This is a genomic window from Rhizobium oryziradicis (assembly GCF_001939045.1).
GTDB classification, from domain to species: domain Bacteria; phylum Pseudomonadota; class Alphaproteobacteria; order Rhizobiales; family Rhizobiaceae; genus Allorhizobium; species Allorhizobium oryziradicis.
Genome location: NZ_MKIM01000024.1, coordinates 225,334 through 249,110 on the forward strand (window position 1 = coordinate 225,334; position 23,777 = coordinate 249,110).

The window sequence follows — 23,777 nt, forward strand, 5'->3', positions numbered from 1 at the left end:
ACTGAGCAGCCCTGCCCGCTCGCAAGGATCGGTCTCAGATCGGCAGAGGTCAAAATCCCACTCTTTTGCTTGGTTTGTCTGATCAGGAAAACCGAAAACCACTTTTCCCTGACAAACCGTTGGCGCCGATATTGCCGCAACTGCCGCTAACAAAACGTTACATCTCGCGCGACAGATCTGTCTCGAAATTGCACTCTGTCAAGTTGAGAGCGCAACCGATGAAATTAATTGTGGATGAAGATGCAACTGCGCAAACGCCTGCCGCGTCATGGATTCAATCCGAAGCACCGTGAGGCACAAATGATGCCGCAAAAGACGAGCGCAAGTTCAATGTGACTGCCTCAATGTTGAAAGGATTTTCGCTGGAATGTGTTAAAATCTGCAAGAGTGCTTGCAACTGCCTGCGGAAAACGCCATTGACGGGATATGTCTTCATCAGAACCCCAACGTCTTGACCAATTGCTGGTCTCACTCAATCTTGTCGCCAGCCGGTCACGGGCGCGCGATGCCATTCAACGCGGTGGCGTCAAGGTCAATGGCAAGGTTGTTACCAAACCAAGTCTTTGCTTTGCCACCAATGCCGTCATCGAAATTGATGATCCCGCGCAGGACTATGTTTCGCGGGCAGCACTGAAGCTGGTCGCGGGCCTGGATCATTTCAAGCTCGACCCCTCCGATCAGGTCTGTCTTGATGTCGGTGCCTCGACAGGCGGCTTTACCGAAGTGCTGTTGCAGCGCGGTGCCGCCCATGTCATCGCCATTGATGTCGGTCACGAGCAGATGCATCCCCGCCTGCAAAGCGATGCGCGGGTTGAAAACATCGAAGGGCTGAACGCCCGCTATCTTGAGCCGGACGATATTGGCGATCAAGCCTTCACCTTCCTCGTTTCCGATGTCTCCTTCATCTCGATCAAGCTGGCTTTGGTGCCAGCCCTTGAGCTGGCCGAGCCGGGCGCGCACTGTCTGTTGCTGGTCAAGCCGCAGTTTGAGGCCGGGCGCGATGCCATCAGCAAAGCGGGCCTGTTGAAAGAGCCGGAAACCGCGCCACAGGTGGCCGCCGAGCTGGAGCGCTGGCTGGTGGACGATATGGGCTGGGTCAGCCTTGGCATGATCCCCTCACCGATTGCAGGTGGTGATGGCAATGTTGAATTTTTGCTGGCAGGTTTCAAGCCTGAGGATGACGCATGAGCACGGAAACGCTTGTTATCAATAGCCTTGGCGCACAGGGCGATGGCATTGCCAATGGCGCGGACGGCCCGATTTTTGTGCCGTTTTCTTTGCCCGGCGAAAAAGTGGCGGTGGCGCGGGTGAAAAACCAGGCGACCATCATGTCGATCACCGAAGCCTCGGCAGATCGGATCGAGCCTGCCTGTCGGCATTTTGGTCTCGATGGCGTTGGCGGCACCTGTGGCGGCTGCTCGCTGCAACATATGGCCAAGCCCGCCTATAACGTCTTCAAACGCGCGACGTTGATTGCGGCGCTGAAGTCCAAGGGCATTGAAACCGATGTTGCCGAGGTGATCGAGGCCCATGCCGGTGAGCGTCGGCGCATTGTGTTTACCGCCCGCAAGCGCGAAAAAGGCCTGCTGATTGGCTTCAATCAGGCCGGTTCGCGCCATATTGTCGAGCTGGAAGAATGTCCCATCACCTCATCCGGCATTCTGGAGCGGCTGGATGATCTGCGCGCCCTTGGGGCTGCCATCGCCACCGGCTCCGACCATTTCCGCATGACGGTCACAGAAACCACCACCGGGCTGGATGTCTCGATTGATGGTGTGCGCGGCGGCGCGGCCGATCGTGAGCGCCGCAATCTCACCGAAACCACCTTGAAGATGCGCGGCATTGCCCGCGTGTCGGTCAATGGTGAAATCGTCATTGAGCCACACCAACCGATTCTGGATTTTGGTGGAGCCAAGGTCAACATGCCGCCGGGTGCCTTCTGTCAGGCCACTGTTCCCGCAGAACAAGCCATGGCCGAGCTGGTGCTGGCGCATGTGGGCAAGGCCAAGCGCGTGGCTGACCTATTTTCCGGCATTGGCACCTTTGCGCTCAGGCTGGCCCGCAATGCGCAAGTGCTGGCGGTTGAATCCGATGAGAAGGCGATCAAAGCGCTGGACCATGCGGCACGCAACACCCAAGGGTTAAAGCCGGTCAAGATCGAAAAGCGCGATCTGTTTCGCCGCCCGATGATGGTATCCGAGCTGAAAACCATGGATGCCGTGGTGTTTGACCCGCCACGCGCAGGTGCCGAAGAGCAATGTCGCGAGCTTGCCAAGAGCAAGGTCAAAACCATTGTGGCCGTGAGCTGCAATGCGCTGACGCTGGCGCGCGATCTGTCGATCCTGATCGAGGGCGGCTATAAAATCACCTCCGTCACACCGATTGACCAGTTTCTCTGGTCGCCGCATGTGGAAGTGGTGGTGAGCTTGAGCAAAGGCTGAAGCCTGGATTTTGGTGATGGTTGAGAAAAGGCACCGGATAAGGTGCCTTTTTTATTGTTACATTACGAAGTTTTGCGGCGCATAAACGCTTCAAACGCGCCTCTCGCCTCAGCGCTTTTCAGCTGCGCCACGAAATGATCCAGCTCTTCCTGCATGCGCGTCAAAAGCGAATCCCGATCTCCACGCACCAGATCGCGGGCAATTTTCAACGCTTGTACTGGCTTGGCGGCAAGGTTTGCGGCCAGTGAAAGCGTCTCGGCTTCCACCGCTTCAGAGGCAACCACCTTCCAGATCAAACCGGCCTCACGAGCCTGGTTTGCCGAAAAACCCTCGCCCAGCGCCAGAAGTGCGAAGGCGCGTTGATGGCCCATGACCAGCGGAGCCAACAGGCTTGAGCCAGCTTCCGGCACGAGGGCGAGATCTACAAACGGCGTTTTGAACAGGCTGCGGTCTGAGGCGATGGTGAGATCGCAATGCATATGCAACGTGGTGCCAATGCCAATGGCCAGACCATCCACTCCCGACACCATGGGCTTGGATGCCGTGGCCAGCGCTTTCAGCAAGCCAAAGGCCGCTGGCTCTTGCAAAGCCCCCGACATGGCATAGGTCAGAAAATCGGCCATGTCATTGCCAGCAGAAAAACAACCTTCGGTGCCCAGAAAGGCAATGGTGCGCACGGCATCATCACGCTCTGCATCCTTCAATGCCTCGGTCATGCGGCTATACATGGCCGATGTCAGCGCATTCTTTTTCTCGGGCCGGTTCAGGCGGATCACCATAACACCGGGATCGGCAGAGGGCATCTCCACCAGAATATGATCGCTCATGTTATTCTCCTGCCATCAGGATGCTGCGCCCAGCCGCAAGGCTTGCTGATCCGCCAACAACGGTCTGCTTGAGGCTTGCTGTTTCAGCCAGCAGGTTTTCGGCGGCAAAGCGGCATAAAGGCAGATGATGACCCTGATGATTGGCCCCATCAAACAAAGCCCCCTTGGCGAGGTAAGCGCCCGTCAGCGTCAGACCAAACAGGCGTTGATAGGGCGTGGCACCCGCTAATGCATCCGCTTGCGCTCCGTCTGCAATTTTGGCCAAAAGCCATTCGGTTGCCTCTTCCAAATCCTTGATGGAAGACAGCAAACGCGTTGCCGCTTCGCCAAAGCCCTCCTGATTGGACGTATCCACCTCCACCGCAATGGCCTTCAGCTCCTTGATAAAGCCGCGCACATGCTCGCCATTGGAAAGCGGCAGTTTGCGCATCACCAGATCAATGGCCTGAATGCCGTTGGTGCCTTCATAAATTGGTGCGATGCGCGCGTCGCGCAGCAGGCGCGCAGCTCCGGTTTCTTCAATGAAGCCCATGCCGCCATGCACCTGAATGCCCATAGAGGCAACCTCGACGCCAATATCGGTGGCAAAGCTTTTGGCAATCGGCGTCAACAATGCCGCGCGCTCACTCCAATGCCTGGCCTCATCGCCTTCTGTGTGATGACTCATATCAATGGCATGGGCGCAAGAATAGCAGATGGAGCGCGCACCTTGGGTCAGTGCCTTCATGGTCAGCAAGGTGCGAGCCACATCCGGGTGTTCAATAATCGGGCTCATGCCCGCACCGCTCCAGCCGGGCGCTTTGCCCTGGGTGCGCTCTTTGGCGTAGTGCAAAGCCTTTTGAGTGGCGGCTTCCGAAATGGCCACACCCTGCATGCCCACCGCCAGCCGCGCATTGTTCATCATGGTGAACATGCAGGCGAGGCCCTTGTTTTCCTCACCAATCACATAGCCAATCGCCCCCGGCTCATCGCCAAAGCGGCCATCGCCATAAATCATCGTGCAGGTTGGCGAGCCATGAATGCCCAGCTTATGCTCCAGCGCATGGCAAAACAGATCGTTGCGCGCACCCAGCGTGCCATCATCATTGACCAGAAATTTTGGCACCAGAAACAGCGAAATGCCGCGCGTACCAGCCGGTGCATCGGGCAATCGTGCCAACACCAGATGGATGATATTGTCGGTGGCGTCATGCTCGCCCCAGGTGATGTAGATTTTCTGGCCGAAAATCCGGTAGCTGCCATCGTCACGGCGCTCCGCCCGGCTTTTCATCACTCCGAGATCAGACCCGGCATGGGGTTCTGTGAGGTTCATGCTGGCCATCCATTCGCCAGACACCATCTTGTGCAGAAATTTCTCTTTCAAGGCATCACTGCCATGCGCGCTCAACGCTTCGGCCGCGCCCATGGTCAAGGTTGGCCCCAGCGCAAAGGCCATCGAGCCGGAGTTCCACATTTCCAGCGCCGCAACATTCAACAAATGCGGCAAGGCCTGCCCGCCATAGCGCTCTTCTGCTACCAGCCCGTTCCAGCCGCCTTCGGCCCAGCGGCGGTAAAGATCGGCCCAGCCATCGGGCAAAGTCACCTTGGCATCAGACAGCCTTGCCCCTTGGCGATCGCCAACGGCGGCCAATGGGGCCACTTCCTGTGTGGCAAAACGCCCGGCCTCATCCAGGATCGCATCCACCAGATCTTCCGAAAGGTCTCCAAACCGCCCCTCTTCCAGGGCTTGCGCCATGCCGGCAACATGCTTGAGGGTAAAGGCTATGTGCTCAACAGGGGCCTTATACATCGTGATCTCCTCCATCCCGTATCATGCTCATAGCCTATTGATTTTTACGTAAACGTCAACATTGTGCGCAGCAAAGATCACAGCTGCAAACTCGCACCTCTTGATCGTCGCGTCACAATCGCTGCATATAGAGTGCGTATGACCGTGTTTATGATGGTCGCATTCAAACCACCCTCACCGACCCAGCGACCCATTGCAGGAGCTTAGCCACCATGCTGACCACGCCGAGTTTGATCCCTGGTTTGGTCTGGGCCTATCACATCGATCCCGAAAGCCGCACCGCCGCGCGCTTGCCCATGGACATGACCGCCGATGATCTGCTGTTTGACAAGGGATTTATCTGGCTGCACCTGAGCCTTGCAGATGGCCGAGTGCCTGCATTTTTGGAAAATTTTGCCGGATTAACCGAAGCATCGCGCGCAGCATTGATCAATCACGAGCATCACGCCGCCCTTTCTGTCGATGATCAGCTGATTTGTGGCACGTTGGTGGATTTTCAACGGGAGTTTGACTCAACCACCCGCGATATTGGCTGGCTGCATTTTGCGCTCTCCGATCGCTTCATCATCACCACGCGGCTGCAACCCATTCGCTCGGTGGATCTGCTGCGCGCATCGCTCGAGAAAAACCCGGCAAAATTTCGCTCACCCTTGCATGTCTATGAAGTGCTGGTAGCCGAATCCCAGCGTGGCATCATGGCACTGGTGATTGAGTTGATGGATGAGATCAACCGCATTGAAGATGTGGTCTATGATGAGGATTTGCGCGACGAGCGCACCCAGCTTGCCCCTTTGCGCCGGGTGATTGTGCGCCTGCATCGGCATTTGCGCGGCATGCTCAGCCTGATGCGCCGGGCGGCGGCGGCCGATGATGATGAAATGCCGGAAGGGTTTGAAGATGTGGCCACCCGCCTGACCAGTCGGCTGGAAGCCGCCGACCACGATGTCTATGCCCTGCATGAGCGCGCGCGCCTGCTGCATGAAGAAATAGACAGCAAGCTGTCCTCGGAAACCAACCGACATCTGTACGTGTTGTCGTTGATGACGGCCTTTCTGTTGCCGCCAACGCTGGTGACCGGATTTTTTGGCATGAACACCTCAGAACTGCCGTTTACCCACGCCCCGCAGGGATCAACCTATGCCATCGCCTTCATTGTCGGCTCCATTCTGTTTGCCTGGCTGATTTTGAAACGCGCCAAAATTCTTTGAACAAAACACAAAAACGCCCGGCACAAGGCCGGGCGCTGGAAAACTTCGGTTTCAGATCAATAGTAAGGTGACAGGCACTGCTGGCGAACGCCAGAATAGGTCACGAATGTATTGCTGTAAGCGTCATAGCTGCGGTAGCGCCCCTCGCACCACTGGTAATGGCGCGGGTTAACGCCATTTCCACCGCGCGGGATGGGAGCCTGACGCGGCTGCGAGGCAATTGCGCCACCAATCAACGCGCCTGCCGCAAAGGCGGCCAGCGGATACCAGCGCCCGTCATGGTGACGGCGATAATGTTCACGCGGGCGATCATAGCCCCGATATCCGCGATAATAGCCATCGCCGTGTCGGCCATAATAAGGACGACCATAATAGCCATCACCCCGCCATTGCACTTGCTCCACCGGGGATGTTGCCTTTGCCACAGGGGTAAAACCTGTGAGCGGCATCGCTTGTGCGGACCCAAGAGAGCTTGCCAGAACAGCCAATGCTGTTCCCACCACTGCCAAACGCGTCATCATCGCCATGACCAGACCTCCAAAATTCAGATACAACAGCCAATACAGCTTACTGAGTGCCAGCATACGAAGTGGCAGATGAACCTGAAATTAACACTTTCTAACATCTAATTTATATGGAGCAGCGGGCCGAAACATCAAGATATCGGCGCAAAGGCAAGCCTCGCGTAATCCATGCTGCTTATGGTGATGTGCTGGGCATGGTCTGCTGGTTCAACTTGGGGCAATTACCGCATGTGGCGTAGGCAATGCTCAAGCAAGACAACAACTTATGTGCAAGTGGAGCTGAACATCGACATCACTGTTCTATATCGTGATGTGTGCGTGCGCTGACGTCGTTGAGTTCGAGAGCATCGGTCCGAAAACTGGAATCGGCAAGATGCTCTCAGTTTTTGTTTACGCATCGGATTTATCTGAAAACCGGTTCCCACTTTTCAGCCGATGCTCTCATGTGTGGAGAGTTCGCCAATGTCGAAGCTGAGATATTTCGCTGCCCGGAACCCGTTGGCGCTTGCTGCAAAGCGCGCCCGCAGCGGTCACACTGAATTTCTACGCACCGGCAAGATTATTCGTCAGCAAGAGGACTGGCTGAGCGACGAAAAGCGCTACCTGACCCATGAAGAAGTGGCCGAGCGCACATCCAAGCGGCTGGAAGCCGTTGGCGAAAAAACCTATGAACGTCTCAACACCGTGCACCGCGCCATTCGCTTTCCCAAGGCCGTGTTTCAAAAGACGTTAAGCGACATCCCCCATTTGGGCTATTGCCACGTCACGGCGGCCCGCACCAGCTTTGCCAATTATGCCGATGTGAAATGGTCTTTTTACATTGCCAATTTCTTTGCCGAGATTGGCGGAGAAGAGAGCTTTTTTGAGCATATCAGCCCCCAATATGGCCGCATGTATTTTGCTGTTGCCCTCAAGCCTGATCGGGAAACGCGCAAAATGACCATTGATCGCTCGATCCGTGAGGACGGCTTACTGTTTCGCACAACCGATCCGAAAGTGGCCCTGAAAAACGTGTTGATGCTGGGCGCAAAAGACCCCGCTCTGCGCGAGGTGATTGCCGCCGCATAACGTCTCACAGCAGATATAAACGGCTGATGATCAGGCCTCGATCTCAACATCGCCAATCGGGCGTGAGCAGCAGGCCAGAATATAGCCTTCCTCGATTTCATCATCGAGAATGCCGCCATTGTGGGCCATTTCGACCTCGCCGGAGATTTTCATCACCCGGCAGGTGCCGCACAGACCGGATTCACAAGCGGCACCAATGCGCACGCCGACAGAGCGGGCGGCCTGCAACACGGTAAAGCCCGGCTCGCACTGGGCTTCTTTTCCGGCCATGGTGAAAGAAATCGTGTTGGTCTTGACCTCGCCAGACGGGTCCGCCACCACAACCGGCAGCGCAGGGGCCACTGGCTGGAATGTTTCCTCATGATAGCGGCTCATATCAAATCCGGCACCGGCCAGGGATTCGCGCACGGTGGCCATAAACGGCTCAGGCCCGCAGCAAAACACGGTGCGGTCGAGAAAATCCGGGGCCAAAAGACCAATCTTGGCCTTATCGATAAAGCCTCGCAGGCCCGACCACAGCTGTGAGCGCTGCAATTGCTCGACAATAAAGCCTAGCTGGAAAAACGGCAGATAGCGCGCCTTATATTCCAGCTCCCAGCGGAAGATAATATCATCCGGCGAGCGGGCGCAGTGAATGAAGGCGATGTCGCTATCGGGCTGGCGGTCGGCCATATCGCGGGTCATCGACATCATCGGCGTAATGCCTGAGCCTGCCGAGATGAACAGATATTTGTCGCCGGGATGTTTGACGTAAGAGAAATCGCCCAGCGGGCCAATGGCCTTGATTTTCATGCCGGGTTTGAGATTTTCAAACATCCAGCGAGTGCCGATACTGTCTTTCTGCGCCTTGACCGTCACCGCCACCGTGTAGGGTCGCGATGGGCTGGACGACAGCGTGTAGGTTCGCAGCACCGGCTCCGGCCCCACCGGCAATTCCAGTGTTACAAACTGGCCGGGCAGATAGCGAAACCAATGTTCCGGGTGATCCGGCTTAAACGTGAAGGTCATCACATCCGGGGCTTCCGGTGTCCAGGCCACACATTCCAGCAGGTGGGTGCGGTCAGACCACGGGCGCATTTCATCGACGTGTTTGTAAGACTTCTCAATCGCCATGGTCTGCCAACAATCCCTTATGCCACTACAGAAAGCGGGGCTTTATCACCCTGCAAACGATCCGTCATGAAGTTTGCGTACCATTCCACAAACTGCATCACGCCGCCTTCATGATCTGGCGAATACGGACCAGGCTCATAGGCAGGCGAGCGAATGCCAAAGGCATTTTCTTCGACAATCGAGCGGTCCTGATCATTGGTCATGTTCCACACATGGGTCAGGTCATGCAGATTGTAATCGACGCCTTCCACGGCATCCTTGTGCACCAGCCAGGTGGTGGTCACGGCGGTTTCCTCGGCACTGATGGGCAGCACGCGGAAGGAAATGGCGTGATCGCCGAGGATGTGGTTCCAGGTTGTTGGATAATGGAACAGCAGCATGGTGCCGATATGCGAAATTTTCACATCATCGGACAAAGGCCGCTTCACCGCCCGCTTGCCATCCATGGTGTAGCTCTCGGCATCCTGAATGAGCGGCATACGCGCCACACGGAACTGGCCGCTTTCATGCATGGTGAATGTGCTGGGCAGGCCTGCCGCTTCGCAGCGCTGCCAATGTTCAGTAATCACCGGATCATCGCCCGCACCTTGCACGCCCGTTGCGCTCGGTGCCTCGGGATAGGTGCGGCACAGTTCGGGATGGTTGCCAGCGCAATGGTAGCACTCGCGGTTGTTTTCCCAGACCAGCTTCCAATTGCCCTTTTCAATAATCGTGTTGCGATGGGCAATCTTGGCATCTTTCAAATGATGCGGCAGCATGAAAGGCTCGATGGTGGCGCGCACGGGTGCAAAATCCAAAGGTTGATCGGCCAGACAGATGAAGATGTAACCGCCAACGCTTTCACAGGCCACGGGCTTCATGCCATGCTGGGACTTGTCAAAATCCTCGCCCATCTGGCGGGCAAACACCAAAGATCCATCCAGATCATAGGTCCACTGATGGTAGGGACAGACCAGCTTTGCCGATGCACCACGCTCTTGCGTGCAAACCCGGTGGCCACGGTGGCGACAGGTGTTGTGGAAGGCGCGAATGAGACCATCACGGCCACGCACCACCACCACCGGATAATCACCCACCTGTACGGTGAAATAATTGCCAGCCTTGGGGATTTCGCAATCATGGCCCATAAACAGCCAATCGCGATACCAGATCAATTCCATATCGAGCTTGAAATAGTCTTTATCGATATAAAACGGCTGCTCCAGACTATAACCATCGCGGCGATTTTTCAGCTGACGCAGAACGGTGCTGTGAAGATCCATGATACCCTCGTTTTCCAACTGGCGCGGGAGCATCGAAAGGAAGGTGCCCCTACCTTTGATCCGCACAGCGCGACCTTTGCCTCATATCCATCCCCCAAAGCCTGCGACTATTCTAAACCATCAAGCGGATCAGAACCAATGTTTTTAAGGCTATGTGAGCTTTGTCCTATCTAGCCACAAGCAGGCGACACACGCCCGCTTGGCCTACGACATCGCAGATATGGATTGCGACATGGGGTGATTTCAGCATTCGGCCCATTGCGGCCATTGCAAGGCCATATCGATAGGTCCGGGCAAGGCGGGAAAGACTGGTGTTTGACCTGCCGGGTCAAAAGACGCCTGGGCGCTGGCAACTGAATTTGAGTACGCGAGCGGGAAATTTCCACTTGACAGATATAAGGTGGAGAAGCATTGTACCAATCAGTAAAGACATTACCAATTGGTACAAAATCAGAAAAGGACATACCATGTCACGCCCCCCACTGCCACCATTCAGCCGTGAAAGTGCAATCGAGAAGGTTCGTTTGGCCGAAGACGGCTGGAATACGCGAGATGCTGCCAAGGTCGCTCAAGCCTACACACTCGATACGCGTTGGCGTAACCGCGTGGAGTTCTGCACCACGCGTGACGAGGCACAGGCATTTCTAACACGCAAATGGAACAAGGAGCATGAATACCGTCTCATCAAGGAACTTTGGGCCTTCACGGATAACCGCATCGCTGTCCGCTATGCGTATGAATATCGCGATGATGGCAATCGCTGGTATCGTGCTTACGGAAATGAAAACTGGGAATTCAATGAGGACGGTCTGATGGCGCATAGGCACGCAAGCATCAATGAAATGCCGATCTCTGAAAGCGACCGCCTGTTCCACTGGCCGCTCGGTCGTAGGCCAGATGACCATCCCAGCCTCAGCGATTTGGGTCTCTAATCATGGCCCGCGTGATCGCCGAAAGATCCGACGCTATAGCTCCATTGGCTGAAGTGTTTCGTGAATACGGCTATGAAGGTGCAAGCCTTGCCCTGATCGGCAAGGCAACCGGCCTCGGCAAGGGCAGCCTCTACCACTTTTTCCCAGAAGGCAAAGAAGAGATGGTGCGAGCTGTGCTCGCCGAAATTGAGCAATGGTTCGAGGATGCTGTATACGCGCCCCTGAGGAACGGGAGCGATGCCAATGCAGCGATCGATGCAATGCTGGATGCCGTCATGGATTACTTCAAATCCGGCCAACGTGTGTGTCTCGTCGGTGCCCTTGCCGTCGGCAACACGAGAGACCGCTTCTCGCAAGCCATTCAAGGATATTTCGCAAGCTGGGTAGATGCTTTGCAATCAGCGCTCATTCGGCAGGGCCAGAATGATAGTCTGGCACGCATCCTCTCGGAAGACGCTGTGCTCTCAATACAAGGCGCAATCGTGCTGTCGCGAGCGCTAGACGATCCTGCCGTGTTTCAACGCGCCATCGATCAGCTGCGGCGACGACTTTTGGAAAGACGAATATAGCCAAGCTGCGACGTTTCACAGTGCAGCAAGGTTAGCGACAAAATTACACAAGGCCAATCGGTCAGATAACATCGGATCGATTGGCCTTGAATGCGCAAGTTGATTGTCACATTGGAAATATAATCAGTCTAAAACAACACCCGGCGTTTTAACCCTATCCCCACCTCACGCCGCATAGGACATAGCGCGATCCCCGGCACCCCGGCCAATCTGGAACTGTCCCAGCAATTGCCGCAGCTTATCCACTTCGCCTGCAAGGGATGCGCTGGCGGCGGTGGTTTCTTCGACCATGGCGGCGTTTTGTTGGGTCATCTGGTCCATGTGGTTGACGGCGCTGTTGACCTGGCTCAGGCCAACGGATTGTTCCTGCGCCGAGGTGGCGATGGCATCCATGTGGCTGTTGGCGGTTGCGACGTAATCCTCGATGGTTTTGAGAACCGCGCCCGTATCGCTGACAAGCCGAACGCCATTGCCGACTTCGGTCGAGGAATTGCGGATCAGATCCTTGATTTCCTTTGCGGCTTGCGCTGACCTTTGGGCCAGTTCGCGCACTTCCTGAGCCACCACGGCAAAGCCCTTGCCTGCTTCACCGGCACGGGCCGCTTCAACGCCAGCATTCAGAGCCAAGAGGTTGGTCTGGAAGGCAATCTCGTCAATCACGCCAATGATATTGGAGATCTGGCTGGATGAGGCCTCAATCCGTTGCATGGCATCCACGGCGCTTGCGACCACCTCACCGGATTGGCGTGCGGCCTTGTTGGCCTCAATCACCACGGTTCTGGCTTCCTGCGTGCGCTTGGACGAATTGGCAACATTGACCGTGATCTGGTCCAGCGCTGCCGAGGTTTCCTCCAGTGACGCCGCCTGCTGTTCTGTGCGCTTGGCCAGATCGCCAGCGCCAGAGGCAATTTCCACCGAACCATTGTTGATATGGGTCACCGAGGCCAAAATGGCGCTCATGGTCTGGCCCAGCGTGCGCACAGATTGGTTGAAATCATGGCGCAGGCTCTCAAACTCTTGCGAAAACGCTTCGCGCAGTTCAACCGTGAGGTCACCATCGGCAAGACGTTTCAAACCTGCGGCAAGGCCTGATGTTGCGATTTTCAAGCGCGCTTGCGCATCTGCTTCGGCTTTGGCCTGAGCCTGCAAACGATCTTCTTCCAGACGCAGGCGGTTGTTTTCTGCGTCTGCCTCCAATTGGCGCTTGGCCACGGCATCCTTTCGGAAAACCTCAACAGCCTCACACATTTTACCAATTTCGTCGCGGCGCGGCCCCAAAGCCGTATCAACGGTCGTATCGCCTGTGGAGAGGCGGTTCATGGCGTCTGTCAGCAATGTCAGCGGACGCACAACGCTGCTGCGCAGCACAAAGGTGGTCAACATCAGAATCAACACAATCAAAGCTTCAATAAAACCGGTGATCATCGCTGCGCGTGATTCTATAATCTTGAGCGATGCGTGGGCTTCCTCGGTCAATTTACGGGTCGCCGCCAAAGAGTTTTGAATTGATGTGTTCAACTTGCCCGTAACAGGGCGTGTGTACTTATCGCGCTGCGCTGCCAGTTCCACCAGATCGATTGTTTGCTTTGTGCGCTGATCTTTCACATAGTCTTTGAGCTTGACAGAAACTGCTGCATATTCCGCCAATGCTGCGTGGATTGCGGCCAATGGCTCCGGGTTTAACGCGATGCGGATCGGCTCATTGAGTGCGGCCTGGCCATCTGTGGCGGCCTTGTTGACCAAATTATACGTATCATCGATTTCTTTTACAGTCGGCGCCAGCATGATATTGCGCACGCCGTTTTTCATTTCCATGAAAGCTTTTTCACTCGCAGCAATTCCCGATAAAATCGTCTGCTCGCGCACTACCACATCTTGCGCCACCTTGATTGTGCTTTCCGCCAGGTGCTGATTTGCAACCAGACCCATGACCATTGCAATGCCGAGACCTGACGCAATGTAGATTTTTTTGGCAATGGTAAGATTAGATAGAAGCGACATAGAATCCCCCTACGCGGCGCATTTTACGCCGCAGCCATGATGAAAGAGGCTTGCCTCGGTTGCACACGCACCCACGAGACACGCAATTTGGAAGGCACCAAGACAAGACATTGCAGCGATTTGCCCAGACTCGGCGAATGCCTCTGTCTGGATCGTTACACCGGGATGCGGGCGGAGATCGGTGGGCCATTACCGCGCCATGCGTTTTATCGTATGGTGCTGTAACACGTTTAATTTGCTGCATAATTCTTTAAATCGCACCCGATTTAATAAATTATGCAAAAGCCCTCACAGCAGATCGCTACAATAGGCGTACCACCCTCTTCGCTGCGTTCCGAACTTGGCGTTTGGGTCTTGGCGTTCGGGTTTGGTGCTGAACATCATTTCAGCGCGACAACACAATGCCCCACTCAATCATCAAGCGGGTCAATCAAATTCAATGAGCGCAAAGAGTGTTGCAACACAATTGCAGCAACCAAGTATTGAATGCAACTACTTAAGCATCCATTAAAACAACACAATCAAAAGCAGTATTTTTGAAGAGATATCGTCTCTTGAAGACGCGCGCCGATGCAAGTCACAGCAGCTTACAGAAAAACCTGGAGCACCGGCCGAAACTTGGGAGCCGGTTGTCGGATCTGAACCAAACCTGAAACCACGGCGCGATCTGTCAGATCAGCGCCGTGCCGCAATATCAGCTGTTAGCGCGAAACTCACACCACAGTTGGCTTATAAATCAGCCAATCCTTCGGCACATATTTGTTCTCGGTCGCGCCATACATGGTCACGGTATCACCGCCAGAGGATTTCGAGGCGCTGAGCGCGCGCTCAGAATAGGTCATCAGGTCAAAAGCATTCGGGGCTTGCTCTGAGAGGCAAATGCCAAAAGACATAGTGAGCGGGCCAAGCGAACCGTTGGAGCCCGCATTGACCACGGCGGTGGCTCTGAGCTTGGCGCGCACGGAATTGACGATACGGTTGATCTCGTCCTTGTCGGAGGTGTAAAACAGCAGGCCAAAGCGGCTGCCATCAAAGCGACACGCCAGATCATCCTTGCCCGCCAGGGCTTTGACCACCTTGGCGATCTGCTTGATGAAGCGCTCGGTCACGGTGGGGCCAAGATGGTCCGACAATTTGGCAAAATCGTCGATTTCGCCCACCGCCAAGCCGCACAAAATTGGCAGATCCGGATTGCCGTAGATATTGGCCAAAGCCTTGTTGAAGGCGCGCCTGCTACCCATGCCGGTCAAGGGATCAATGAACTTGGCCTGCGCCACCTGATCGGCTTCGCGCTGCACATCGGCCAATTGCTCGGTCTTTTCCACCACGGTTTTGACGACATTGCTGTTTTCGGCAACACGCTGGTCTGTTGCAGCCTTCAGCGCCTGAATAGAGCGGCTAAGCTCGGGGTTGCCCAGATCATGTTCGCTCAACATACCCTTTGTGGCATCGCCAATCAGGCGGCCATAATCTGTGAGGGAGTTTTTTTCCTGATTGAGCAGATTGATAAAGCTGCTCATCTCGGCACGCACAATATTGTTTTGGCGCGCCAGCAGGCCATCTTCATGGTGATGGGGCAGATACTTGCGGCCCAGCACATCCAGCGCTTCCTGGGTTTTGACCTTGCCCAGCGCAATAAATTCGCGCACCAGTTCCGGATTGCTGCCCGAATAAGCCTCGTAAACCAGCTCGTAATTACGCGGCAGACCCTCGATGCCCATTTGATGCATGGCTGTTGCCACGCGAAGCGCAATGCTGGACGCCGGGTTTTTCATAGGCTGCATCGGGTGAGATCCCCAGTTACATTATGTGTTGATTTGAACTGTAACACCACAGTTCTTTCTTTAGGTTACATCGATATATAAAGTTTTATGGATTAACGAACATCCTATAAAATACAACCTTGAGCGCAAAATTTTCGTCATAAATGTCTTTGCCGCGCTCCAAAGGGGGAGTATGCAGCAAAGACCAACATTTAGCAGGCAATTATGGCACAGCGCATCTCCATCGGCACCGCTCCGCAAGCGGCTATTTCAGTGGCCGTTCCCCTTTTGCAAGCGGGTGAAGCTATCGCGGTGCCAACCGAAACTGTTTATGGACTGGCAGCCGATGCCACCAACCCCCGCGCCATCACCCGCATTTATGAAACCAAGGGCCGCCCGCGTTTCAACCCGCTGATCTGCCATATGGCCAATCTGGCCATGGCAGAGCGCTATGCCACCTTTGATCAGCTCTCGCGCCAATTGGCAGAAGCCTTCTGGCCCGGACCGCTCACCTTGATTATGCCACTGAAAGCCGATTGTGGCATTCATCCGCTGGCCAGCGCAGGTCTGGAGACGGTGGGCGTGCGGGTGCCGCGTGGTTTTACCGCTGATCTGATTGCCGCCTTTGATCGGCCGCTGGCCGCCCCCAGCGCCAACACATCCGGCCGGATCAGTCCTACCAGTGCCGACCATGTGGAAGGCGATCTGGGTGATAAAATTCCGCTTATTCTGGATGCTGGCTCGGCTGGCGTCGGGGTGGAATCAACCATTTTGAAGGTGGAAAACGGCACCATTCGGCTTTTGCGTCCCGGCGGTTTATCGGTCGAGGAAATTGAGGCAGCCACTGGCCTCTCAGTGATCAGAGCGGAAAAAGCCGGGGCAATTATTGAAGCTCCCGGCATGTTGGCCTCGCACTATGCCCCCGATGCGGCGGTGCGGCTCAATGCCGCTGAGATATTTGACGATGAAGCGGTGATCACCTTTGGTGATGTGCACCCCAAAGGGCTTGAAAAGGCCAGGCTGGTGATCAATCTCAGTGCCAGCGGCGATGTGGTGGAAGCGGCAAGCAATCTGTTTAGCGCCATGAAGCAAGCCGATGCGTGCGGGGCGGTGCGCATTGCCTTTACCGCCATTCCCAACCATGGCCTGGGTGAGGCCATTAACGACAGGCTGGAGCGGGCCGCAGCGCCCAGATCATAACGGTAGAGATGATATTATGAACGATATGTCAGCCCATCCTTCTTTCGATGTCACCCTTCGCGATCGTTTCATTGCCATTGTTGGCGCAGCCCATGCGCTGACCGACGCCGCCGATATCGAGCCTTATCTCACCGAAAATCGCGGCCTTTATCATGGTGCATCTCCCTTGGTGCTCAAGCCCGGATCAACAGAGGAAGTATCGAAAATCATGGCGCTGGCGTCTAAGACCGGCACCGCCATTGTGCCTGCGGGTGGCCGCACCGGGCATGTGGGTGGGCAAGTGCCGCGCGAGGGCAGCCAGGACGTTGTTTTGTCGCTGACGCGGCTCAATAAAATTCGCGAGGTTGATCCGCTCGGCAACGTCATCGTTGCCGATGCAGGCTGCGTTCTGGATGACATTCACAAAGCGGCCGATGCCGTGAACCGGCTATTTCCTCTCTCGCTTGGCTCGCAAGGCTCCTGTCAGATTGGTGGCAATCTTTCCAGCAATGCAGGTGGCACGGCGGTGCTGGTCTATGGCAATATGCGCCAGCTTTGCCTTGGGCTGGAAGTGGTATTGCCCACCGGCGAGATCTGGGATGGCCTGCGCCGCCTGAAAAAAGACAACAGCGGCTATGACCTGCGCGATCTGTTTATTGGTGCCGAGGGCACGCTTGGGGTGATCACCGGCGCGGTGCTGAAACTCTACCCCAAGCCGCTCGGCCATGAAGTGGGTTTTGTCGGGCTGAAATCGCCAGAGGAAGCCTTGGCTTTGTTTGAAAAGGCAGGTGCCATCTGCGGCACATCGCTGACCGGCTTTGAGCTGATGCCACGGATTGGCGTGGATTTCACCACCCGCCACATCGACAATGTCCGCGATCCGCTGACCACCCGCCATGACTGGTATGTGCTGATTGATATTTCCACCTCGGATTCGGCAGATACAGCCGGTGCCATGATGCAAACGGTGCTGGAACAGGGCTATGATGCCGGATTGATTGAGAATGCGGTGGTGGCAAGCTCGGTTGCCCAGCAAAAGGCCATCTGGCACATGCGCGAAAGCATGTCGGAAGCACAAAAGCCCGAAGGTGGCTCGATCAAGCATGACGTGTCGGTGCCGATTGCCAGTATTCCGACCTTCATGAAAGAAGCCGAAGCCGCCGTGCTGGCCGCCATGCCCGGCGCGCGGGTGTGCGCCTTTGGTCATTTGGGCGATGGCAATATTCACTACAACATCAGCCAGCCGGTGGGGGCCGACAAGGCCGAATTTATTGGCCGCTGGCGCGAGATCAACACAGTGGTGCACGATATTGTCCGAGCCCATGGTGGTTCGATCTCGGCCGAGCATGGCGTTGGCCAACTCAAGCGCGATGAGCTGGCGCAAACCCGGCCAGCCATTGAAACCGAGTTGATGCTGCGCATCAAACGCGCGTTTGACCCGGCAAACATCATGAATCCCGGAAAAATGGTGTCCAGCTGATGGCGGATGCGCCGCCCAAAGCCATTTTCCGGCTGGATCTGGCCAATGGCACCCGCCTTGGCCCCGGCAAGGTGCAGCTTTTAAGGCTGATCAGCGAGCATGGTTCAATCCGCGCCGCAGGGGCCACCATTGGCATGTCCTATCGCCGGGCCTGGCTTTTGGGCGACGAAGTCAACCGCATGTTCAAGCAGCCGTCCATTGCCACCCGCCACGGCGGCAAAAGCGGTGGCGGGGCCTATCTGACACCGTTTGGTGAGGCGTTGCTGGCCCGCGCTGAAGCCATGGACGCAAAGGCGAGACAGGTGCTTGAAGATGATCTGGTCTGGCTGGAAGCTATGGCGGCAAACAGGATCACAACGGATGCGCCTGAGTGAGGCGATAAACCCCGCCCGCCTCCACCGACACCGCCTTGAACAGCACTGACACCGGCTTACCCGGTTCAAGATTGAGCGTGTAGCGGGAGCGCTGGGTAATTTCGGCCTCGACGAATTGGCCCGAGCAATCGACCTTGACCAGCACTGTCTTGCCGATATCGGCAACCCATTTTACCACGCCGCCCAGCCGGTTGAGGGTGGAGACACCATCAAGCGCACCCGTTGCCAGCACAATATCGCTGACCGGAATAAACAAGCGAATATCGGTGCCAACAGGTAAATCAGCATATTTCAGATAGAGCGTGCCTGCGGCACAGGTGGCAATGGTTAGCCCTTCTTCTGCCTCATGGCCGATAATGCGGGCTGCAAGGAATGTGCCGGAGCGGCTTTCTTCCATGCGCGGCAAAGACAGAAGGCCGCCATCATCGCCCTCAATCGCAATAGCCTTTCCGGCCTCCATCATCACCACGCGGGTGGCAAGGCGGGTCACTTCCTCCACGGCGTGGCTAACGTAAAGAATCGGCACCCCTGCCTCATCACGGATACGCTCGATATAGGGCAGGATCTGCGCTTTCAGCCCGTTGTCCAGCGCCGACAGCGGCTCATCCATCAACAGCAGTTTCGGGCTGGTCATCAAGGCGCGACCAATCGCCACCCGCTGCTTTTCACCGCCCGACAAACGGTTGGGCGCGCGCGCCAAAAGGCCCTCAAGGCCCAAAAGCTCCGCGACAGAGGCGAGATTTTCACGCCGCTCGCGCCTGGGGGTAAAATACTGGCCGTAGAGCAGATTGGCCTTCACGCTCAGATGCGGAAACAGCCGTGGCTCTTGAAACACATAGCCAATGCGACGCTTGTGGGTTGGTAAAAACTGGCCGGTGCTGGCATCACTCCACAGCGTGCCATCAAAACAAATGCGCCCCTTATCGGGCTGGATCAGGCCCGCAACGGCGTTGATCAACGTGGTTTTGCCCGAACCCGATGGCCCGAACAAGGCCGTCAGCCCCTGCCCTAAAGCGAGATCAGCAATGAGGTTAAAGCCGCCCTGATGGTGGTCAATATCGATTTCCAGCATCACGCCGCCAATCTGGATGTCAGCCGCCGCGACAGCACTTCCGACGCAATCAGCGCTGCCATGGACAGCGCCACCGACACCAGGGTCAAGCGCAGGGCCGCCGCATCGCCCCCCGGCACTTGCGTGTAAGTGTAGATTGCCGCCGACAGGGTTTGAGTTTCGCCGGGAATGTTGGAGACAAAGGTGATGGTTGCGCCAAATTCACCCATGGCCTTGGCAAAAGCCAGCACGGTACCGGCGGCAATGCCGGGCAAAATCAGCGGCAGGGTGACGGTGAAAAACACCATGACAGAGGAGGCCCCCAAGGTGCTGGCAGCGGTTTCCAGCTTGGTATCGACGCCCTCAATGGCCATGCGGATTGAGCGCACCATCAGCGGAAAGCCCATGATACCTGCCGCAAGGGCTGCCCCGGTCCAGCGAAAGGAAAACACCAGCCCGAACCATTGATCGAGAACGCCACCCAGCACGCCCCTTCGGCCAAAGGTCAGCAGCAGCGCATAGCCCGTAACCACCGGCGGCAAGATCAAGGGCAGATGCACCACGCCATCCAGCACGGTGCGCCCCCAAAACCGTTTGCGCGCCAAAAGCCAGGCCACCACCACGCCAAACGGCAGTGACACAGCAACAGCCGTGCTGGCCACCTTGAGACTTAAGAGAATGGCAGTGATGTCGTCGGCTGAAAGATCCATCATGCCTGCTTATTGCGTTTTACCCAGCACGGTAAAGCCTGCCTGATTAAAAATCTGCGCCGCTTTTTTCGATTGCAAATAGTCAAGGAAGGCCTTGGCATCGGGGTTTTTCGAGGTCTTGACCACTGCTGCCGGATAGATAATCGCGGGGTGGCTGCTTTCGGGAAAACGATCGACAATTTTCACGCCCGGATCAACCTTGGCATCGGTTTCATAGACAATGCCAAACGGCGCTTCCTGACGCGACACCAACAGCAAGGCGGCGCGGACATTGTCGGCCTGCGCGATCTTGTCCTTCACGCTGTCCCACACGCCAAGGCTGGTCAAGGCCGCCTTGCCGTAAATGCCTGCCGGCACGGATGCAACATTGCCCATGGCAAGCCTGCCCGTGCCTAAAAGACCCGCCAGATCAAAATCCGGCTTGATTTGAGTTGTGGCTGCGGCATTTGCGGCTTCCACCAGCACAATACGGTTACCCAAAAGATTGACGCGGCTGTCATCAACCAATTGCCCACCCTTTTGCAAATGGTCCATCCAGTTCAAATCCGCCGAGATAAACACATCAGCGGGTGCGCCCTCATCAATCTGCTTGGCAAGCGCAGAGCTGGCGGCAAAAGATAGTTTCACTGGCTTGCCAGTGTCTTTTGTCCAGTCATCGGCAATCTGCCCCAATGTTTCCTTCAAGCTGGCCGCTGCAAAAACCGTGAGGCTATCGGCGGCAAAAGCCGACTTTGCCAAGACTGGGGCCAAGACTGGGACAAAAACCGGTGCAAGCACCATAAAAGCTGCAACGACAATGGCGTTGCACCGCCTGAACATACCAAACCCAACCACCATATTCTGTCCTCAATCCATCGATATATTCCTTGAGATATATCGATGGATCAAAAACAAGGCAAGCAGCGATTACGCGCTTGCCTTGGCCTTTTGTTTAGCGGCTATTCAGAGCCTCCAGCAGCGACGAACTGATACCGGTGGAGGCGGAAGAGCCGCCCAGAATCGCCAGCGCCGCATTGGCGGAAGAGCCGCCCGTGCCATTATCGAGGTCATACATGGCCGTGAAGCGCGAAATGAACTTCTTCACCTTGTCCGGATCATTGAGATCCTTCAGATTCAGCTTGCTTTCGACAATCTTGGCCTGCTGCTCAATCGCCATATTGCTCATTTCTTTCGGCATACTGAAGGCCGTGCGAAACACTTCCAGAAGTGCGCTATCGCCCAAAATGTCATAGGCCGAGGTAATGGTCGGCGTCATCCGCTGCCAATACAGTGCCAGGCGCACACCGGGATTGTCGTCACCCTGTTCGGTTTCCATGGTTTGATGCAGGAAGAGATTGTTGGTGTTGACAATCTCACCCCGGTTTTGAATGCCTTGTGCATTCGCCTTGTTGATCTTGCCATCGGTTCCGAAATTGAAAGACGCTACAAATTCAGCATAGCGCTCATCCGTCTGCGTGTTGGCAAAACTCTTGGGATCCGTCAAATCCGATGAGAATAGCTTCTTGAGCATGTCGCTATCGACCTTTGTCGGGTCCAGCCCCTTTGCCGTCAGGGTGAAATCAACCAGCTTCCTGTCTTTCAGAAAATCATCCAGCGAGGAAATCTTGACGATATTATCCTGATAATATTTCGCATCGGCTGTCGCCTTGGTCTTGGCATCCGTCTGCTCTGTGCCGCTTAGAAAACGGGTTTTCTGAACGATATAATCCTTGGCAATCGCGGTAATCGTCCGCTCGGATTGGGCCAGAAGCGGCACGTCGGGCGTGCCATCCGGCTTGAAGTTGAACGCAGTGGCCAGGCTGATCAGCCGCTTGTCGCGCGTCTGATTGGCGTAGCTGTTCTTGTCGTTCATATCGCTGGTCAGAACTTTTTTCAAAGTCGCCTTGCTGAACTCGTCAGATTCGATGCCGTAGGCCTTGGTCAACATGCCATAAACCTTCTGATTGGCCAGAAGATCATCCACATTGGCAATCGACTTCATTTGTGTCGAATAATAGGTCGTCAATGCCGTCAGACTGTCCTGATCGGCATCGTCATAACGGGTCATATATTGCGCTGTGGTCTGGTTCAGCTGGGCGGAATTCTGGGCATTGCCCGCCGTTGCATTGCCGCTCGTGTCAAAATTGAACATGGCGGCAATTTTTGAATAATTGCCACCCGTGCCGTCGCCTTGCGTGTTGGCGTAGCTGTTTGGATCCGAAAGGTCGCTGGTGACGATGTTTTCAAAGGTCGATTTCAACATATTCGTGTTGAGACCCAAAGCCGTCTTCACATAGGAAAACAAACGCGAATCAGCCGTGATTTCAGAGGCCTGCGTAATGGTGGCTATTTTGCTTTTATAATAGGCGGTTTCGCGCTCGGCCTTGAAGGCGGTCTCGGTGCTTGGCACCACATCCAGATATTGATCTTCCATCGCCGTCTTCTGGTCAACTGTCTGGGCGGTGGCATTTTTCAACGTTCCGTCGGTGTTGAAGCCAAAGGCCTTGGCCATCGACAGATAGTCCGACTTGTTGGTGGTCAGCGTGTTCACATAGCTCGCGGGATCGTTGACATCACTGGTCAGAACCTTTTTCAAATGGTCCGCCGAGTAATATTTGGTGTCCAGGCCATAGGACTTCAAAACAAATGTGGTCAAACGACTGTTTCGCAACAGGTCATCCACATTGGTGACCTGATCGATCATCGAGTCGTAATAGTTCACCTCTGTCTTGGCATCATCACCTTCTGTCACCAATGATTGCTTGTAGAGGCCAATAACGTCCTCTTCCTGCTTGCCGGTCTGCATATCGGCGGTTTCTGCCGAGAAATTGAACGAGGCTGCGAAGTTGCGATAGCGGTCATCGGCCAGCTTGTTGGCATAGCTGTTCTCGTCAGACAGATCGCTCTCAAGCACTTTTTTCATGAAGGCTTTGGCGTAAATCATGTCTTCTAGGCCATGGGCCTTCATCGTATATTGATAAAGACGGTCATTGGCCATGAAATCGTCAACGGTCTTTATTTTCCCAATATTATCATTGTAATATTGGGTATCGCGGCTCACCTGACTTTCCTGAGCAACGCGCTTCAGGCTCGACTTCATATCGCGATTGATAATATCATAACTGATATAAGTGGAGACCATGACCGTCTTTCCTCGATTTCCCGACCGTGTGGCGCATCAACCCTGATGCACAAGCACACCACCATTCTCAAAATCTTTGGTGCCTTTCCCATACCTGCACAGGCAATGGAAACGTGACACTCTTTGGGCAACCCATCATGGTTCATGGGCCTTGCCCCTGGCTTTCGCGAGGAGAAAAGCAACGGCTGCCAATCATCGGCAGCAACTATGACTATAGACTCTCATTTAGAAGGATTCTGTTAACACGTGCCTGAAAATTCGATGAATGCCGTTCACCTTTGAGAAACCCTCACTGATTGCATTTCGATAACCATCTGAAGCAGCAAAGTTTTCTTAACCGCAATTTTTAAGTGGTCAGGAAGGGG

20 protein-coding genes are annotated in these 23,777 nt (G+C 55.4%); 9 read left to right on the forward strand and 11 right to left on the reverse strand.

Going from position 1 to position 23,777, the window contains the following annotated elements; translation table 11 throughout:
• Window positions 1-426 precede the first annotated feature (426 nt).
• Both BJF95_RS06675 and BJF95_RS06680 read left to right on the forward strand, forming a co-directional pair.
• Window positions 427-1,188 carry a TlyA family RNA methyltransferase gene (locus BJF95_RS06675; protein WP_075638662.1) on the forward strand — a complete coding sequence of 254 codons (762 nt, stop codon included), beginning with the start codon at window positions 427-429 and terminating at the stop codon, window positions 1,186-1,188.
• Window positions 1,185-2,441, forward strand: a complete 1,257-nt coding sequence (locus BJF95_RS06680) for a class I SAM-dependent RNA methyltransferase (RefSeq protein WP_075638663.1) — start codon at window positions 1,185-1,187, stop codon at window positions 2,439-2,441. Before BJF95_RS06675 ends, BJF95_RS06680 begins: the two co-directional genes overlap by 4 nt.
• Window positions 2,442-2,503: 62 nt before the next feature.
• Here the strand turns inward: BJF95_RS06680 and BJF95_RS06685 are convergent, their stop codons facing one another.
• Entirely contained in the window at window positions 2,504-3,268 is a 765-nt protein-coding gene (locus tag BJF95_RS06685) for a crotonase/enoyl-CoA hydratase family protein (RefSeq protein ID WP_075638664.1), read from the reverse strand.
• A 1-nt stretch (window position 3,269) separates the two neighbouring features.
• Window positions 3,270-5,057 carry an acyl-CoA dehydrogenase family protein gene (locus BJF95_RS06690; protein ID WP_075638901.1) on the reverse strand — a complete coding sequence of 596 codons (1,788 nt, stop codon included), beginning with the start codon at window positions 5,055-5,057 and terminating at the stop codon, window positions 3,270-3,272.
• 212 nt (window positions 5,058-5,269) lie between these two features.
• Here BJF95_RS06690 and BJF95_RS06695 point away from each other — a divergent pair, with 212 nt between their 5' ends.
• On the forward strand, window positions 5,270-6,265 hold the full coding sequence (locus BJF95_RS06695) for a transporter (protein ID WP_075638665.1): 996 nt from the start codon (window positions 5,270-5,272) through the stop codon (window positions 6,263-6,265).
• Between the two features lie 56 nt (window positions 6,266-6,321).
• On the opposite strand, the gene BJF95_RS06700 is transcribed toward BJF95_RS06695, so the two are convergent.
• On the reverse strand, window positions 6,322-6,792 hold the full coding sequence (locus BJF95_RS06700; RefSeq protein WP_075638902.1) for a BA14K family protein: 471 nt from the start codon (window positions 6,790-6,792) through the stop codon (window positions 6,322-6,324).
• Between the two features lie 459 nt (window positions 6,793-7,251).
• Between BJF95_RS06700 and BJF95_RS06705 the strand changes: the two genes are divergently transcribed.
• Window positions 7,252-7,857, forward strand: coding sequence for a DUF6656 family protein (locus BJF95_RS06705; RefSeq protein ID WP_075638666.1), 606 nt, complete (start codon window positions 7,252-7,254; stop codon window positions 7,855-7,857).
• A 30-nt stretch (window positions 7,858-7,887) separates the two neighbouring features.
• On the opposite strand, the gene BJF95_RS06710 is transcribed toward BJF95_RS06705, so the two are convergent.
• Both BJF95_RS06710 and BJF95_RS06715 read right to left on the reverse strand, forming a co-directional pair.
• Window positions 7,888-8,970: an FAD-binding oxidoreductase gene (locus BJF95_RS06710; RefSeq protein ID WP_075638667.1), complete on the reverse strand. Its 1,083-nt coding sequence runs from the start codon at window positions 8,968-8,970 to the stop codon at window positions 7,888-7,890.
• 17 nt (window positions 8,971-8,987) lie between these two features.
• Window positions 8,988-10,232: an aromatic ring-hydroxylating oxygenase subunit alpha gene (locus BJF95_RS06715; protein WP_075638903.1), complete on the reverse strand. Its 1,245-nt coding sequence runs from the start codon at window positions 10,230-10,232 to the stop codon at window positions 8,988-8,990.
• Between the two features lie 467 nt (window positions 10,233-10,699).
• Here BJF95_RS06715 and BJF95_RS06720 point away from each other — a divergent pair, with 467 nt between their 5' ends.
• A complete protein-coding gene (locus tag BJF95_RS06720) occupies window positions 10,700-11,164 on the forward strand; it encodes a nuclear transport factor 2 family protein (RefSeq protein WP_075638668.1) in 465 nt (154 codons plus the stop codon).
• Window positions 11,165-11,166: 2 nt separating this feature from the next.
• Complete coding sequence (locus BJF95_RS06725; protein WP_075638669.1) at window positions 11,167-11,733, forward strand: TetR/AcrR family transcriptional regulator; 567 nt, start codon at window positions 11,167-11,169, stop codon at window positions 11,731-11,733.
• 165 nt (window positions 11,734-11,898) lie between these two features.
• Here the strand turns inward: BJF95_RS06725 and BJF95_RS06730 are convergent, their stop codons facing one another.
• Together BJF95_RS06730 and BJF95_RS06735 are read right to left on the reverse strand one after the other, a co-directional pair.
• Complete coding sequence (locus BJF95_RS06730) at window positions 11,899-13,734, reverse strand: methyl-accepting chemotaxis protein (RefSeq protein ID WP_075638670.1); 1,836 nt, start codon at window positions 13,732-13,734, stop codon at window positions 11,899-11,901.
• Window positions 13,735-14,447: 713 nt separating this feature from the next.
• Window positions 14,448-15,518: a GGDEF domain-containing protein gene (locus BJF95_RS06735; RefSeq protein WP_075638671.1), complete on the reverse strand. Its 1,071-nt coding sequence runs from the start codon at window positions 15,516-15,518 to the stop codon at window positions 14,448-14,450.
• A 204-nt stretch (window positions 15,519-15,722) separates the two neighbouring features.
• On the opposite strand from BJF95_RS06735, the gene BJF95_RS06740 reads away from it, so the two are divergent.
• Genes BJF95_RS06740 through BJF95_RS06750 form a run of 3 tightly spaced genes read left to right on the forward strand, consistent with a single transcriptional unit; the run spans window position 15,723 to window position 18,530 of the window.
• Window positions 15,723-16,697: an L-threonylcarbamoyladenylate synthase gene (locus BJF95_RS06740; RefSeq protein WP_075638672.1), complete on the forward strand. Its 975-nt coding sequence runs from the start codon at window positions 15,723-15,725 to the stop codon at window positions 16,695-16,697.
• Window positions 16,698-16,713: 16 nt separating this feature from the next.
• A complete protein-coding gene (locus BJF95_RS06745; RefSeq protein WP_425348677.1) occupies window positions 16,714-18,156 on the forward strand; it encodes an FAD-binding oxidoreductase in 1,443 nt (480 codons plus the stop codon).
• Window positions 18,156-18,530, forward strand: a complete 375-nt coding sequence (locus BJF95_RS06750; RefSeq protein WP_075638673.1) for a winged helix-turn-helix domain-containing protein — start codon at window positions 18,156-18,158, stop codon at window positions 18,528-18,530. The genes BJF95_RS06745 and BJF95_RS06750 overlap by 1 nt, the downstream gene beginning before the upstream one ends.
• Here BJF95_RS06750 and modC read toward each other — a convergent pair.
• From modC to BJF95_RS06770, 4 genes are all read right to left on the reverse strand, one after another.
• Window positions 18,508-19,602 carry a molybdenum ABC transporter ATP-binding protein gene (gene modC, locus BJF95_RS06755; protein ID WP_175577215.1) on the reverse strand — a complete coding sequence of 365 codons (1,095 nt, stop codon included), beginning with the start codon at window positions 19,600-19,602 and terminating at the stop codon, window positions 18,508-18,510. The two genes, BJF95_RS06750 and modC, sit on opposite strands and share 23 nt — an antisense overlap.
• Window positions 19,602-20,294 carry a molybdate ABC transporter permease subunit gene (modB, locus tag BJF95_RS06760; protein ID WP_075638675.1) on the reverse strand — a complete coding sequence of 231 codons (693 nt, stop codon included), beginning with the start codon at window positions 20,292-20,294 and terminating at the stop codon, window positions 19,602-19,604. Before modB ends, modC begins: the two co-directional genes overlap by 1 nt.
• 6 nt (window positions 20,295-20,300) lie before the next feature.
• Window positions 20,301-21,071, reverse strand: a complete 771-nt coding sequence (gene modA, locus BJF95_RS06765) for a molybdate ABC transporter substrate-binding protein (protein WP_075638905.1) — start codon at window positions 21,069-21,071, stop codon at window positions 20,301-20,303.
• Between the two features lie 151 nt (window positions 21,072-21,222).
• A complete protein-coding gene (locus tag BJF95_RS06770; protein WP_075638676.1) occupies window positions 21,223-23,412 on the reverse strand; it encodes a DUF1217 domain-containing protein in 2,190 nt (729 codons plus the stop codon).
• Window positions 23,413-23,777 lie beyond the last annotated feature (365 nt).